Here is a 15,808-nt window from a genome sequence, read left to right on the forward strand (position 1 = left end):
AAATTGCTACTTGTCAGATATGTTACTAATCATTTTACCAACCCTGATGATTTCTGCCACGCTCAATGCGTATGAGGTGGCTTCATTAGGTTTATGAGGCGGGTTGCCGTCGTAAATTTGAGAGATAGAACCAATGCCATGCTCGGTCATACATTCCTCAAATCCTTCAAGTAGTCGTTTAATGTGGGCCACACCCGATGCCTTGTGCAAATCGAGGTAAGCATCGGCATAATGGCCAAATAGCCATGGAAATACCGAGCCATTGTGGAAAGCCCTGTTTCGTTCATATTCGTTACCATTGATAACACCCAGATAGTCTTGGCTATTGGGTGACAATGTTCTTAGACCTCTTGGTGTTAAAAGGTCACTTTCTATTTTGTCTAATATCGTTTTTTTCTGCTCAAAGTCAAGGCATGAGTTTGGTAATGAGGCCGCAAATAACATGTTTGGACGAATACTCCAGCTGGTGTATTCATGTGTTACGTAATCGGCCAGATAGCTCATTTCATCATTCCAGAAAACCTCAATAAAGCTGGCTTTTATTTTTTCAGGATAATCCTGCCACTCTTTCAGAAAAGACTTATCGTTATTGGCTGTAGCCAACTTAATGGCAAAAACGATGGCGTTATACCACAGGGCATTGACTTCAACAACATAACCCATACGTTGCTGAAGGAAGGTGCCATTGTTGCGCACTTTCATCCATGTAACACCTTTTTGTTTGGTCCATAAAAGGCCGTTATCGTGTAATTCGGACGCCAGATGCGTTTCGCTCTTGTAGTTTTTAAGAATCTCCTTGATGGTCTTTTTATATTTTGACCATACTTCGCTTTCTGCAGCACCATAAGCAATATACTGTTGCAATGTCCAGAAAAACCATAAAGGTACATCAACCGATGTTCGGTCTTTATTTAAGGCTTTTTCTGGAGAAAAGCGATTGGTAATTGACTTTAATGTGGTACTTAAAATATCATTAAAAGTCTTTTCATCATCTCGAGCCAGACAAAGGCCAGGTATGGATAAATAGGTGTTACGTTCGCTATGACTTAGAAAAGGGAAGCCATTGATAACGCTCACTGATTTACCTTTTCTGGAAATCGACTGTTGAGCAGAATTATTTAAACAGCTTTGAAAGCTGTCACGATTAATACGTTTTTTTAGTTCAGTGTTAAACTGTCGGACCAATAAGCCTGGAGTTGCTTCCTTAGTGCCGGCAGAAAAAATGATGGGCGAGCCTTTTTTGATTTCCATCTCAAAGTAGCCGGGTACAAACAAGTCTTCATGACATGCGTAACCGCGTTTTTTCTCTTCCTTATATTCGATATCGAAATACCAGTCGGGTGCATGAACAAATTCTGCTGCCTTGGACGTTTGCATAAATAAGTGAGGAAATCCTTCGTATAATTTCAGGCTGATGCCATTTTTTGCTTCCGCTGCTCGAGTATTTGCATCGAGATTGGCTTTGGTTAAAGCATGAATATTGCGGAACGCCACAAATGGCTGAAAACGAATTGTAGTTGGCGAGTTAGCCTCGAGTAATGTGTATTTTACCAAAATACGTTGTTCTTTTTCAACCAGTAAAATTTCTTTTTTAAGCAAAACGCCACCTACCCGATAGGTAATAGCCGGATTAGGGTCTACCTCGTACTCTCGGATGTATTTATGTCCCTTGGGGCTATAGGTTCCAGGATACTTGTGGATGCCCAGGTTAAAGGGGGCACCGTGTTGGATAACAGTTTCATCCAGTGAAGAAAGAAGGACATGATTATCTCCATTAAATTCATCAATCGGACAAATTAGTAACCCATGATATTTTCGGGTGTTGCAGTTAATAATGGTTGAACTGGCAAAGGAGCCTGCTCGATTGGTACGGATGAATTCCTTTTTTAAGGAGTATTCAGTGTTTACCAATTGAGCCTTGTCGAACTTTAAGTAACTCATACGCAAATGGTAATAGCCTGGTTAAAAAATATGTTCTGTTTGTTGTATTGTCTTACTCCCTGGTGTATTCCCGTATCAAATTTAGATAATTTTTTATCGCAAACACCAATGTTTGTGACAAAAATCATTTTTTTAATAAAATATAACATGTATTAGTGATTGAAAGTAAGTTTGAGGTATTTGTTATAAATTGTAATTTTATAGGGCGATTGCATTTTAAATAGTGAGAGTAAATAGAAGTTCATCATATTAAATTCATATAAAAATAATGAAGAAGCTCGTTTTTTTATCCGTTATAGTTTTGATTATTACAGGGTGCCAAATGACCGAACAAAAACAGGTGGCCATCACAATCGATGATGTTCCGAACATACGAAAGTACCGTGCAGAAAGTGAAATAGCTTTTTTAAATTACCTTTCGGACAATCAACTTCCTGCTGCTATTTTTATCAACGAAGGCTTGTTGTTTAATGATACCAGTGTAGATACCAATAGTCATTATTTGAAGAGGTGGATTGATGACGATCATATAACCATTGGTAATCACACCTATTCGCATCCGAATTATTCAATCATAGGTCTTGAAGCCTTTACCAATGAAATTGTTAAGGGGATGAAAGTCAGTGCTGAGATAGCGGCTGAATCAGGAAAAACGATTGACTATTTTCGTTTTCCCTACAACGACTTGGGAAACGATTCATTGCAACAAACGGCAATCAAGCTGGTTTTAGATTCTTTAAGGCTGATATCGACACCTTTTACGGTTGAGAGTTCCGACTGGATGTTTAATGCTATCTACGAATATTATTTAGACACTGATAGTTTAGATAAGGCAAAGGAAATAGGGCAGGCTTATATCGCGGCTACTTTGCGTCATTTTGATTGGATGGACTCAGTGACCGTTGCTCAATATGGCAGGCCAATTAAACACATATACCTGTGTCATGATAATTCAATTAATGTCGATTATTTACCTCAGATAATTGATGCTTTAAAAGCAGCCGACTATAAGTTTATTAGTTTGGATGATGCCATGAGCGATGAGGTGTATCAGCAGAACAGCCACTATTATAATAGTTATGGCATCTCGTGGGTTTACCGTTGGATGGGTGATGAACAAGAACGAGGTCAACTGATGCGACAGGCTCCTGATGTGAACGATTATTTTGAAATGTATAAACGTATTACTTCAGAAACTGATTATTAGGTTGATTCCTGATTTTTTGTCATTTAGCATTGCTATTTTGAGACAAAATGACATTTAACTTACTGTAATTAAGGTTAATATGTCGTGTATTTAAGGAGGGCATAGCATTTGAAATACAAAATGTGTTAATAAAAAATGCTATGAACTTTAATAATTATACCATCAAGTCGCAGGAAGCCATTCAACAGGCTCAGCAAATTGCACAATCGTTTAGTCATCAGCAAATAGAAAATGCCCATATTTTAAAAGGTATTTTTACCGTTGATGAAAATGTGTTGCCGTTTATTCTCAATAAACTAGGTATAAATACAGGGGTGTTTCAGCAAACACTCGACAGTATTATTCAGAGTTTTCCTAAAGTGCAGGGCGGAGATGTCATGTTATCGCGTGAGGCTGCTGGTATGCTTCATAATGCCGCAAATGTGGCCAAGCAGATGAAGGATGAGTATGTTGCAGTGGAGCATCTGATGATGGCAATTTTAAAGGCTAAAGATGAAACCGCCCGTTTAATGAAGGATAGCGGTGTTGGTGAAAAAGACCTACAAAAAGCCATAGAGGAGCTCCGAAAGGGTAAAAATGTGACGTCGCAATCGCAGGAAGAAACGTATCAGTCGCTTGAAAAATATGCCCGTAATCTCAATAAGCTGGCCAATGATGGTAAGCTCGATCCGGTTATTGGTCGGGATGATGAGATACGCCGTATTTTACAGATTTTATCACGCCGGACAAAGAATAATCCCATGTTGGTAGGTGAGCCTGGAACAGGTAAAACTGCCATTGCAGAGGGATTAGCCCATCGTTTGGTAAAAGGAGATGTACCTGAGAACTTAAAGGATAAAATTATCTATTCGCTGGACATGGGAGCGCTGATAGCCGGGGCGAAATACAAAGGCGAGTTTGAGGAACGGCTCAAAGCGGTTGTTAAGGAAGTGATTTCGGAAGATGGCCGCATCGTTTTGTTCATTGACGAGATACATACATTAGTTGGAGCTGGTGGAGGCGAGGGAGCCATGGATGCGGCCAATATTCTAAAACCGGCATTAGCCCGAGGGGAGCTGCGTGCAATTGGAGCCACTACCCTGGATGAGTTTCAGAAATATTTCGAAAAAGACAAGGCTTTAGAGCGCCGTTTCCAAAAGGTAATGGTAGATGAGCCGGATAAGGAGAGCGCCATCTCTATTCTCCGTGGTATTAAAGATCGCTATGAAAAGCATCATAAAGTGCGCATTAAAGACAGTGCTATTGTATCGGCAGTTGAGTTGTCGCATCGCTATATCAGCGATCGCTTTTTGCCCGATAAAGCCATTGACCTAATGGATGAAGCGGCGGCCAAGTTGCGCCTTGAAATGAATTCAAAACCTGAAGAGCTGGATATTTTGGATCGTCGTATTATGCAATACGAAATTGAGCTGGAAGCCATTAAGCGGGAGAACGATAAGGCAAAAGTGACGCAGATTAAGAAAGAACTGGCCGATTTGAAGGAGCAGCGCAATAGTATTTTTGCCAAGTGGGATAGCGAACGTCATGCAGCCGAGGAGGTACAGGCGATAAAAGCAAAGGTGGATCAACTGAAACAGGAGGCTGACCGGGCCGAACGGGATGGAAACTTTGGTCTGGTGGCCGAGCTGCGCTATGGCAAAATAAAAGAAGAGGAAGAGAAGCTGGAGATTGCTCAGCAACACCTCAATGAAAACCAGGAAAATGCCTTAATTAAGGAAGAGGTGAGTAGCGATGATATTGCTGAAGTAGTCGCCAGGTGGACAGGTATTCCGGTGGCTAAAATGTTAAGCAGTGAGCGGGAAAAGCTTCTGAATCTGGAGAATGAGCTGCACAAGCGTGTCGTTGGGCAAGATGAAGCGATTGAGGTTGTTTCTGATGCCGTCCGACGTTCGCGAGCCAATTTACAGGATAGTCGTCGTCCATTAGGTTCCTTCCTGTTTTTGGGTACAACGGGTGTTGGAAAAACAGAGTTGGCTAAAACATTGGCCGATTACTTGTTTAACGATGAAAATGCCTTAACACGTATTGATATGAGTGAGTACCAGGAGCGCCATGCAGTCAGCCGTTTGGTTGGAGCACCTCCGGGGTATGTGGGTTATGATGAAGGTGGGCAGCTGACTGAAGCCGTTCGTCGCAAACCCTATTCGGTTGTGTTGCTCGATGAAATTGAAAAAGCGCACCCCGATACTTTTAACATACTGTTGCAGGTGCTGGACGAAGGGCGATTGACGGATAATAAAGGCCGGGTGGCTGATTTTAAAAATACCATCATCATTATGACGTCCAATATGGGTTCAGCCATTATTCAAAGCAAGCTGGAAGGCATGGATATGAAACAGCGGGAGTATGTGGTTGATGAAACGAAACAGGAAGTGATGACCTTGTTGAAGCAATCGATTCGTCCTGAGTTTTTGAACCGGATTGATGAGGTTGTGATGTTTACCCCGCTTAACCTTGACGAAGTGAAGGAAGTGGTGCAGATTCAGATAAAAGCCTTACAAAAAAGGCTGTTGAAGAACAACCTGACTATTACGCTAAGTGAGGCGGCTATCGATTTTATTGCACAGCAAGGCTATGAACCGCAGTTTGGTGCGCGTCCTGTCAAGCGTGTGATTCAACGTTTGGTGCTGAATCAGTTATCTAAAAAAATACTGGCCGATGAAATAGCAGTCAATTCAAGTATTTTGGTCGCTGTTGATAATGATACATTAGTGTTTAAGAACGATTAAGCGCCAACTGGCACGTCGTTTATTAATAAGGCTTGGGGTAAAACTTGAGCCTTTTATTTTTTATATATGTCTGTATTTTTTGTTACTTGCATGCTTCTTAATACCAACCATACAATGGAATATTCACAAATTATACCGCTTAGAGCGCTGAAGCCTCTCGAAGTTTCTCAAAAAGATTTTAGGCATTACACCTATATGGTTCGACTTGTTAGTGAGCTTAATAAAAGGGAATTACCCAGTGAAGTTGTTCGTTTTATTAACGATAATATTGAGCTGATTAATCATGCTATTGACAATAAGTTTGAATTAAAAAAGCAGATTAAAACCTCGAAAAACGCTATTCTTAAACTGTTGGAGAAACAGTTGAAGCTTGTCACCAAAAATCATTACCGAAATCTATGGATGGTGCTGGGAATGACGGTTTTTGGTGTGCCAATTGGTATTGCCTATGGCAATATGATTGACAATATGGCATTTTTAGGGATTGGTATCGGTATTGGTATGTCCATTGGTTTGGCACTAGGAAGCTCGATGGATAAAAAAGCCGCTGTCGAAGGCAGGCAATTAGATATTGAAGCGAATTTTTAGAGTGGAACTCCATCAAGTTCCACATCATTCCGGTTTATTAGACGATTGTGTTTAAAATCGTGAATTACCCAATATTCACATTTAACTGGCAGAATTCAACTTTGAGAATTTCACTGTAAACCTCTTTGTCGCTCCAGGCATCTTCCCATTCCGGATAAAGCGTTTGAGAAGCAAACATCAGGGCATCTAATAGCAAGATGTCTTTTTTACTGACCAAATATTCGAATAGGGCAGCGTGCAGACTCATCAATTCAAACGAGTGAATAACTTTTCGTTTAAAAAGGCCAGAAGCAGTTGTTGAATGAACGAATTCATCAGAAATGAATTTGCCTTTTTTACCTTCGCGACTAAGCGCCGATTCCTGCTCTAATTTTAACAAAATGTCATCGGGATAAATCGAAAGGGCATCATCCAGTTGTTTAAGAATCTTATTGGGCGTTTCTTCCTGAATTTCCATTAGCACAATTTTCATCAATGTCAGGAACGGAAGTTCGGGAAAACGGTTAGCCATTTTCTTAGGATTCAGTTTTTTTAAATCATCAACATCATCCAATGCATTCAAAACATCTTCAATTAGTTCGTTGTGTTCATCAAGACCACAGTTCATGGTTGAAGGGATTGTATCGTCATCGGTATCAACATCGAAGAAATGAAGAATTGTATTGCGAGCGTCCATGACTTTATCCAGTCCATAAAAATTATAGAATAAGCGCTTGCTGACATATAATAATTCGGTAGCAGCATCTTCATCTGAAGCGTCGTTTAGTGCAATTAGCTCTTTGAAGCGTTGGCTGTCTTCGTGACGTTCTTTTAAAGCCTCACTATAAATATATTCTTCAATCGGTAATTCTTCTTCGTACATGTTGTTGCAGATTATTTGATGGTGATATGATAATAGTGCTTATACCAGTCAATAAATTTCTTTAAACCTTCATTAATGCTGGTGCTGGGCTTGAAACCAATGCGCTGTTCTAAATCAGAAATATCGGCATATGTTTGGTAAACATCACCATTTTGCATTGGCCGGTAGTCTTTTATTGCTGCCATGCCAAGATGCTTTTCAAGGGTGGTAATAAAGTCCATAAGTTTAACTGGTCGGTTATTGCCGATATTGAATATGCGATATGGTTTTTCCTTTTCTTCAGGGGTGTCAAAAGGTAAATCAATCAATTTTTCAATGGCCTGAACAATATCATCAACGTAGGTAAAGTCTCGCATTAAATCGCCGTTGTTATACACCTGGATAGGTTCGTTGTTTACAATTTTATTTGTAAAAGAGAAGTAAGCCATGTCAGGCCGTCCATAAGGACCGTAAACGGTGAAGAAACGGAGCCCTGTTACTGGAATTTTATATAAATGAGCATAGCTATGCGCCATCATTTCATTTGATTTTTTTGTGGCAGCGTAAAGTGAAACCGGCTCATTACAAGATTCTTCAGTGCTAAACGGAATATTCTCCGAATTGCCATAAACCGAACTGGATGAAGCATAAATTAGGTGCTTAACCGGAAAATGCCGACAAGCCTCAAGTATATTTATAAAACCAATCAGGTTACTATCGATGTATTTATAGGGTTGCTCAATACTGTAGCGCACACCAGCCTGTGCTGCTAAATTAAAGACGTAGTCAAATTGTTCATCTTTAAATAATTGGTCAAGTTTTGGTTTGTCGCAAATATCTAGTTTGATAAAACGAAATTGAGTGTGCTGGTTTAGTTCTTTTAATCGATCCTCTTTGAGTTTGGTTGAATAATAGCTGTTGATAGAATCAATACCTATAATATTGCAACCAGAATCAAGCAGTTGTTGGCATAAGTGAAAACCGATGAAACCTGCAGCTCCGGTTACTAATATTTTGCAGTTTTGGGGTGAATTCATTATTGAGAATAAATTAGAATGTAAGGCTGGTAATATTCGATTGTTGTATGATGTAAATCCTTAACTGGATGTTGCATTATTATTTAGTCCTTCTGAAAAGTAGCATCGTCCAGGTTTACCACCAATGTATAACCAATGTGTTGGATGCGCAAGATAATTTTTTTCTTTCCTTGCACTTCCAATACTTCACCTTTAATGCCTTCAAGTGGGCCTGATGTTACAGTGATGTGTTGACCTTTTTCAATTTGGTTGGCTTCTACACTAAAATCCATTTGATTTTCAATGGTTCGTTGCATCGCTATAATATCATTTTCCGGAATAATGCAGGCCTTTCCTTTATATGATACATATGCCACTACGCTATGTGCATTAAACACCTCGCGATAACTCGATTTTGGAATCTTTACAAAAATATATGAACTAATGACGGGCATTTCTACCCATTTTTTTCTATCGCTCCATTGTCTTAAGGTTTTTTTTAGGGGTAAATAGGTTTCAATACCCATTGAGGTTAGTTGCTCTAAAGCTTTTTTCTCTCCACGTGATTTGGTATACAAGGCATACCATTGTTTGTCCTGATTGTTATCCAAAGCATATAATTTTATGCGAAATTAGTAAAAAGAATAAGGAATGTCGATATTGTTACCATGTCTATAAACCAAAGTCTATTTATTACATTGGTCTTAGTAATTGTTTAGTTGTAAGTTATGAATAAAAATCGTTTTTATAAAAACAGTATTAGAGTTGTAATAATTGTATTGTTACATGTCAACTCAGTCCTGCTATTGGCACAATTTGCCGAAGGAGGCCATGCTAATGGTGATAAGTTTTATGCGGAGATTCCTTTTGAATATTCTTACGATAAAATTGTGATTAATGCCTCGATTGAAGGTGTTGAAGGACGCTATTTGGTGGATACCGGAGCTATGTGTATACTGTTTAAGGATAGCACTCAACAAAACTTTTCAAATACTCAGGAAATAAGAATTGGTGATGCCAGTGGTAAAAAAGAGATGGCTCAGCAGGTAGTGGCCAGTCAAATCAACGTGGGTGGGTTGGTTTATCAGGATATACCAATTTTATATGTTGATGTATTTGAAGGCCCCTTTAGATGTTTAGGATATAAAGGGATTATTGGAAGTAATTTGTTAAGGTTTGGCGCTTTTAAAGTTGATTGGCAACAGCAAAAGCTGATAATTGCAGATTCGTATCAAACCATTGTTGGAGAGAAGGTAAAAGGCTCTAAGCTTAAAGTGAACAAGCAGCAAAGCTCTCCATTCGTTAAAGTGAAAGTTAACGATAGAGACATTAAATGGGTATTGATTGATACAGGAAGCGGAGACTCTTTTGCTTTGTGGAATAAAACGGCAGATTGGCTCCAAAAAAGAGCTGTAATAAATGCACCACTTTATGTTTCAGATGGAACAAATTCACATGGTGCATGGGGAGCCGGAGAATTTGAGTCGCAAATACATAATCAAATTAATTTACAGATAGGCCAGTCGTTTTTTAATGATGTCATTGTAGAAGCTGGTGCCGGTAAATCAAAAATTGGGATGAAAGTATTGGAGCAGGCTGATTTTATATTGGATTATCCGCAAAAGCGATTTTTCTTTCATGTAAAAGAGCCTCAATCAATAAAAGCCCGAAGTTTTGGCTTAGATTTAATTATGAAAGATGAACTGTTTGTTGTTAATGGCGTGTGGCAGGGTAGTAAAGCTGATTCTTTAGGAATTGAAAAAGGCGATATTTTAGTGGATGTTGAAGGTGTTGATTTTAAGGCTAAAAGTGCCTGTGAAGTGTTTTTGTCGCTTAAAGATATAACTGAGGATAAGGATCACTTGGTTTTTGTTATTCAAAAGAGTGAAGGGGAAGAGGTCGAAAAGTATCACTTATCACGAATTAAGTTTTAGGCTTTCATTGTTCTTAAGCTCTCCATTATCAAATATTAAATCGTATATTTGCGCTCAAATTTTTAAAGGTATAACTATTGGTTACACTTAATTAGGAGTTGGAAAACGTGTTTAAAATGTTATCTGTTCTTTTTTAGGTTGTTAGCTAAGAATAAAGGCAAATTTTAATGCAGGAAAAGATCATTATTCTGGATTTTGGTTCTCAGTACACGCAGTTGATTGCAAGGCGAGTGCGCGAGATTAATGTGTATTGTGAAATTCACCCATTTAACAATTGTCCTGATATGGATGAATCAGTTAAAGGTGTTATTCTAAGTGGAAGTCCTTACAGTGTGCGCGACGAGGAGGCTCCAAAGCCTGACTTGACTGCTATTAAAGGAAAAATGCCTTTGTTAGGGGTTTGTTATGGTGCTCAGTATTTGTCACAGTTTTATGGAGGTGAAGTTCAGCCTTCTAAAACAAGAGAGTACGGACGTGCTAACCTTGAGTTTGTAGATAATAACAGCGAATTATTAACTGGTGTCAGCCATCATTCACAAGTGTGGATGTCGCATGGTGATACAATCGTTAATCTTCCTCAGGGCTATAATATTATTGCCAGTACCAAAGATGTGAAGGTGGCAGCCTATAAAATAGAAAGCGAGCAAACATTCGGAATGCAATTTCACCCTGAAGTATATCACAGTACAGAAGGTACTCAAATACTAAAGAACTTTGTTGTTGGTGTTTGTGGTTGTAAGCAGGACTGGACACCGGATTCATTTGTTGAATCAACCGTTGCCGGTTTAAAAGCTAAGTTAGGTGATGATAAGGTAGTTCTTGGTTTATCTGGGGGTGTTGATAGTACGGTAGCTGGTGTTTTATTACACAAAGCCATTGGTAAAAACCTGACTTGTATCTTCGTTGATAATGGTTTGCTTCGTAAAAATGAGTTCGAGGCGGTGTTGGATTCATACAAGCACATGGGTTTAAATGTGATTGGAGTAGATGCCAAAAAAGAATTCTTGGGTGAGTTAGATGGAGTTTCAGACCCGGAAACAAAACGCAAGATTATTGGTCGTGTGTTTATTGAGGTGTTTGATGCCGAGGCGCATAAAATCCAGGATGTAAAATGGTTAGCGCAAGGTACGATATATCCTGATGTGATTGAATCGGTATCAGTTAACGGGCCATCAGCAACCATTAAATCGCATCACAATGTTGGGGGTCTGCCTGAAGAAATGAATCTAAAGGTAGTTGAGCCATTGAACTTATTGTTTAAAGATGAGGTGCGTCGTGTAGGTCGCGCTATGGGTATCGATGAGAATCTGTTAGGTCGTCACCCTTTCCCGGGACCAGGTTTGGCCATTCGAATTTTAGGTGATATCACTGCTGAAAAAGTAGCTCTGCTACAAGAAGTTGATCATATTTTCATTCAAGGTTTGAAAGATAATAACTTATATGACCAGGTTTGGCAGGCGGGAGCCATGTTACTACCTGTTCAGTCGGTTGGCGTAATGGGCGATGAGCGTACCTATGAAAAAGTGGTAGCGCTGCGTGCGGTAATGTCTACCGATGGTATGACCGCTGATTGGGTGCATTTACCATACGATTTCTTAGCACGAGTATCAAACGATATTATTAATAAGGTAAAAGGAGTGAATAGAGTTGTTTACGATATTAGTTCTAAACCACCTGCAACAATCGAGTGGGAGTAAGCAATATTCAATTTTTATAAAAATATCAGGCCGGAGGAACTTTTTCTTTCCGGCCTTTGTTTATCTTTATAGTTCAGGTCACATTTATTGCAGATGACATTTTACTAATTGCTGCAAAAATGGCGTAGCACATAACTAAAACGGAGATGATGGGATTTAAGAAGAGTTTGATTTTAAGCCTTGCTTTTACTTTAAGTGTATTGATTACCAATGCACAGGTCTATGATAAAAACATTCAGAAATTACAATTAACTTATCAATTGGTTAATTCTTTATATGTTGATTCGGTTGATAATGAAGAGTTAGTTGAAGAGGCCATAGTTGGTATGCTGAAAAGCCTTGATCCACATTCGGTTTATATTTCAGCCGATGAAGTGGCAGCTATGAACGAACCATTGGATGGTAGTTTCGAAGGAGTTGGTATACAATTCAATATTCTTGATGATACCTTAATGGTCGTTAATCCCGTTCTTGGTGGACCATCTGAGAAAGTTGGTATCCGTGCTGGCGACCGTATTGTAGGTATCGATGGAGAAAATGTGGCAGGTGTTGGTATAAAAAACAGCGATGTTTTTAATTACCTGAGAGGAAAGAAAGGTACAAAAGTTAACCTAAGTGTTTTGCGACGAGGAGCTGATGGAGAGCTTAAATTTGTAGTTACACGTGATAAAATTCCATTGTACAGTGTAGAAGCGGCTTATATGGCAACACCCAAGACAGCTTATATAAAGATTTCACGTTTTGCCTTAAACACGCACGATGAGTTTGTTGAGGCATTGGAGAAGCTGGAAGAGGATGAATATGAAAATCTGATTCTTGATTTACGAGGCAACGGAGGAGGCTATTTAAAAGCAGCTATTGATATTGCAGATGAGTTGTTGGATAAAGATAAATTATTGGTGTATACCCAAGGTTTAAATAGTGAACGTCGTAATCATCACGCTCGTAAAAAAGGCTTGTTTGAAAAAGGTAATTTGGTTGTATTGATTGATGAAGGCTCGGCTTCAGCCAGCGAGATTGTATCCGGAGCCGTTCAGGACTGGGACAGAGGTTTGGTATTGGGTCGCCGTAGTTTTGGTAAAGGTTTGGTTCAGCGTCCATTTGACTTCCCTGATGGTTCAATGATTCGTTTAACTATAGCCGAATATTACACGCCGGCAGGTCGATGTATTCAAAAGGATTATGGCAATGGTGTTGATGCTTATCATAACGAATTAGGTGAGCGATATTTACACGGAGAGCTGTCAAATGCAGACAGTATCCATTTTGATGAGACGCTGGAATATAAAACAAAAGTATCAGGTCGCACAGTTTATGGCGGTGGCGGTATAATGCCCGATGTTTTTATAGCGGTAGATACGAGTATGTATTCCGATTATTACCGTGATTTAGTGGCAAGTGGAGCTGTTAACCGCATAGTTTTAAATTATGTTGATGGAAGGCGTGATAAGCTTGAGAATCAATACGTGGACTATAAAACTTTTGATAAAGAATTCGCGATCTCTGATGAAATTATTGAAATGTTGATCAGTGAAGGTGAAAAAGAAGATGTTGAGAAAAATGCAGATGAATTGGAAATATCCAGACCATTAATCGAAGCGCAGTTAAAAGCTTTAATTGCCCGCGACTTGTTCTCTTCTTCGGAGTACTTCCAATCGATTAATCCAATTTCTGAAACGTATAATAAGGCCATCGAAATTGTAGAATCGAAAAGAGATTATTCACAGTACCTGAAATAATTGTAATTTCTCACCAAGTTATTAGTAGTTGAATGATAGATTTTATTTATCGTTATGGTTTTGAAGTGGCCGGCACGGTCGCTTCGCTAATTTATTTGTTTTATTCGATTCGGGAAAAAGCCTGGTTATGGCCTTGGGGAATAGTTGCATCCGTAGTCTCACTTATTGTTTTCTACCAGTCTGCTTTATATGCCGATATGGGTTTACAGCTGTACTATGTTATTATCAGTATTTATGGCTGGTGGTACTGGATAAGTGGACAAACGAATGGCGAGCAAACATCGGTTCCTATTAAAGGACTCAGATGGCAACTACTGGCTAAATTAACAGTTGTTGGAAGTATGGTCTATTTTCTTTTACTAGGTGCATTGCTTTATATTCCAGCAATGGTTGATATCGCCAGTTCTGATTTGCCATATTTAGATTCCTTAACAACGGCAGCTTCAATAATAGCTACCTGGCTTTTGGCTCGAAAATACATTCATCATTGGTTGTTTTGGGTAGGCATTAATACACTATCCATGGGCATGTATCTATACAAAGGTTTATATTTTTATAGCTTTTTATTCTTAGTTTATACAGTTGGTGCTGTGGTTGGGTATATGGAGTGGAAACGATTAATGGTTCATAATGCAGAATAAACGCCCTAAAATTATTGTATTTACCGGGCCTGAGTCAACGGCTAAATCGACATTGTCTAAACATATAAGTGAGGAATATGGAGCTCGTTGGGAACCGGAATATGCGCGGGATTATGTTGAGGGGCTTAATCGTTCATATACTTACGATGATGTTGTGAAAATTGCTAAGTATCAGATCGAATCTTACTGGAAAGCTTGTGAGTTAAATCAGTCCCTAATTGTTTTTGATACCTTTTTAATAATTACAAAAGTGTGGTTATCAGAAGTGTATCATAGGGTGCCAGAATGGGTTGAACACTTTCTGTCGGAAGTGAAAATTGATTTACACCTATTGTGTTACCCTGATCTTGAATGGGTAGCCGATGGAATTCGTGAAAATGAAGCAAAGCGGATGTATTTATTTGAACAATATGAGCTTGAACTAAAAATGTATAATTTTACATACCAGATAATTAAAGGCCAGGGCCACGAGCGCTACCAACAAGCCATAAACCATATTAACCAAATTTTATAACAATGACTCCCGACCATATTTCAAAAGTAAAGCAAGCAATTGAGGAGCTTTCGCAAGAGCAGAGTTACAAAGGTGTTTGTCATCCAACCTTTAAGGATCATAAAATGCCATCAATTATGGCGTTAGAAGAAATTGTCAACCTCTCGCGCGAAATTATATTCCCGGGTTATTATGGTAATAGTTCAATAAGACCCGATAGTGTGAGTTATTACATTGGTGTTAACACCGAAAAACTCTATAGTTTATTGGTGGATCAAATATTCGCCGGTCTTTGTTTTATGTGTGATAAACCTGAAGGCTTTGATCTGGGTGAGCGAAAAAGCCTGGCACATGATTTTGCCAGTCAGTTTATAAGTCAATTACCTGAAATCAGGCGTGTACTCACAACGGATGTGGAAGCTGCCTTCGTGGGTGATCCTGCTGCTCAAAGCAGAGGGGAAGTCATTTTTTGCTATCCAGCCATCAGAGCTATTACTAATTATCGGATGGCGCATGCCTTGTTAGTGATTGGCGTTCCTCTTATTCCACGTATGATTAGCGAAATGGCACATTCTGAGACGGGTATTGATATTCATCCTCGTGCTACCATTGGTGAGTATTTTAGTATTGATCACGGAACAGGTGTTGTAATTGGTGCTACTTCAATTATTGGTAACAACGTTAAGTTATTTCAGGGAGTAACGCTTGGAGCGAAGAGCTTTCCTTTGGATGAGAATGGCCATCCGATAAAAGGCATTCCTCGTCATCCAATTATAGAAGATAATGTGGTTATCTATGCCCAGGCAACTATACTAGGTCGAATTACTGTTGGTGCTAATTCGGTGATTGGAGGTAATGTGTGGGTGACCAGTACTATTGCGCCTGATTCAAAAATTGTTCAATTTAAACCACGCGATTTATTATATGCCGAAGGCGGTGGCATTTAAATGGTCAACTAAAATGTTGTTTTTATCAGTATTTA

13 protein-coding genes are annotated in these 15,808 nt (G+C 39.1%); 9 read left to right on the forward strand and 4 right to left on the reverse strand.

The annotated features are described in order from the left end of the window. Window positions 1-6: 6 nt before the first annotated feature. Complete coding sequence (locus J1N10_RS15315) at window positions 7-1,941, reverse strand: amylo-alpha-1,6-glucosidase (RefSeq protein ID WP_262327603.1); 1,935 nt, start codon at window positions 1,939-1,941, stop codon at window positions 7-9. Between the two features lie 268 nt (window positions 1,942-2,209). On the opposite strand from J1N10_RS15315, the gene J1N10_RS15320 reads away from it, so the two are divergent. The 3 genes from J1N10_RS15320 to J1N10_RS15330 all read left to right on the forward strand — a co-directional run bounded on the left by J1N10_RS15320 (window position 2,210) and on the right by J1N10_RS15330 (window position 6,465). Then, window positions 2,210-3,148 carry a polysaccharide deacetylase family protein gene (locus J1N10_RS15320; protein ID WP_262327604.1) on the forward strand — a complete coding sequence of 313 codons (939 nt, stop codon included), beginning with the start codon at window positions 2,210-2,212 and terminating at the stop codon, window positions 3,146-3,148. Window positions 3,149-3,288: 140 nt separating this feature from the next. Then, a complete protein-coding gene (gene clpB, locus J1N10_RS15325; protein ID WP_262327605.1) occupies window positions 3,289-5,877 on the forward strand; it encodes an ATP-dependent chaperone ClpB in 2,589 nt (862 codons plus the stop codon). A gap of 114 nt (window positions 5,878-5,991) precedes the next feature. After that, entirely contained in the window at window positions 5,992-6,465 is a 474-nt protein-coding gene (locus J1N10_RS15330) for a hypothetical protein (RefSeq protein WP_262327606.1), read from the forward strand. A gap of 64 nt (window positions 6,466-6,529) precedes the next feature. On the opposite strand, the gene J1N10_RS15335 is transcribed toward J1N10_RS15330, so the two are convergent. The 3 genes from J1N10_RS15335 to J1N10_RS15345 form a co-directional block, all read right to left on the reverse strand. After that, complete coding sequence (locus J1N10_RS15335) at window positions 6,530-7,327, reverse strand: hypothetical protein (protein ID WP_262327607.1); 798 nt, start codon at window positions 7,325-7,327, stop codon at window positions 6,530-6,532. 11 nt (window positions 7,328-7,338) lie between these two features. After that, window positions 7,339-8,343 carry an NAD-dependent epimerase gene (locus J1N10_RS15340; protein WP_262327608.1) on the reverse strand — a complete coding sequence of 335 codons (1,005 nt, stop codon included), beginning with the start codon at window positions 8,341-8,343 and terminating at the stop codon, window positions 7,339-7,341. An 83-nt stretch (window positions 8,344-8,426) separates the two neighbouring features. Further along, window positions 8,427-8,933: a UpxY family transcription antiterminator gene (locus J1N10_RS15345; protein ID WP_262327609.1), complete on the reverse strand. Its 507-nt coding sequence runs from the start codon at window positions 8,931-8,933 to the stop codon at window positions 8,427-8,429. Window positions 8,934-9,050: 117 nt separating this feature from the next. On the opposite strand from J1N10_RS15345, the gene J1N10_RS15350 reads away from it, so the two are divergent. The 6 genes from J1N10_RS15350 (at window position 9,051) to J1N10_RS15375 (ending at window position 15,773) form a co-directional block, all read left to right on the forward strand. Beyond that, entirely contained in the window at window positions 9,051-10,256 is a 1,206-nt protein-coding gene (locus J1N10_RS15350) for an aspartyl protease family protein (RefSeq protein ID WP_262327610.1), read from the forward strand. A 167-nt stretch (window positions 10,257-10,423) separates the two neighbouring features. Next, window positions 10,424-11,953 (forward strand): glutamine-hydrolyzing GMP synthase, encoded by a 1,530-nt coding sequence (gene guaA / locus J1N10_RS15355; RefSeq protein ID WP_262327611.1) that lies wholly within the window; start codon window positions 10,424-10,426, stop codon window positions 11,951-11,953. A 146-nt stretch (window positions 11,954-12,099) separates the two neighbouring features. After that, complete coding sequence (locus J1N10_RS15360) at window positions 12,100-13,692, forward strand: S41 family peptidase (RefSeq protein WP_262327612.1); 1,593 nt, start codon at window positions 12,100-12,102, stop codon at window positions 13,690-13,692. 32 nt (window positions 13,693-13,724) lie between these two features. Beyond that, window positions 13,725-14,333 (forward strand): nicotinamide riboside transporter PnuC, encoded by a 609-nt coding sequence (gene pnuC / locus J1N10_RS15365; RefSeq protein WP_262327613.1) that lies wholly within the window; start codon window positions 13,725-13,727, stop codon window positions 14,331-14,333. After that, entirely contained in the window at window positions 14,323-14,847 is a 525-nt protein-coding gene (locus J1N10_RS15370; protein ID WP_262327614.1) for an ATP-binding protein, read from the forward strand. The genes pnuC and J1N10_RS15370 overlap by 11 nt, the downstream gene beginning before the upstream one ends. A 2-nt stretch (window positions 14,848-14,849) precedes the next feature. Beyond that, on the forward strand, window positions 14,850-15,773 hold the full coding sequence (locus J1N10_RS15375) for a serine O-acetyltransferase (RefSeq protein WP_262327615.1): 924 nt from the start codon (window positions 14,850-14,852) through the stop codon (window positions 15,771-15,773). The last annotated feature ends 35 nt before the right edge of the window (window positions 15,774-15,808 follow it).

Origin of the sequence: Carboxylicivirga litoralis (assembly GCF_025499605.1) — a bacterium.
Taxonomy (GTDB): Bacteria; Bacteroidota; Bacteroidia; order Bacteroidales; family Marinilabiliaceae; genus Carboxylicivirga; species Carboxylicivirga litoralis.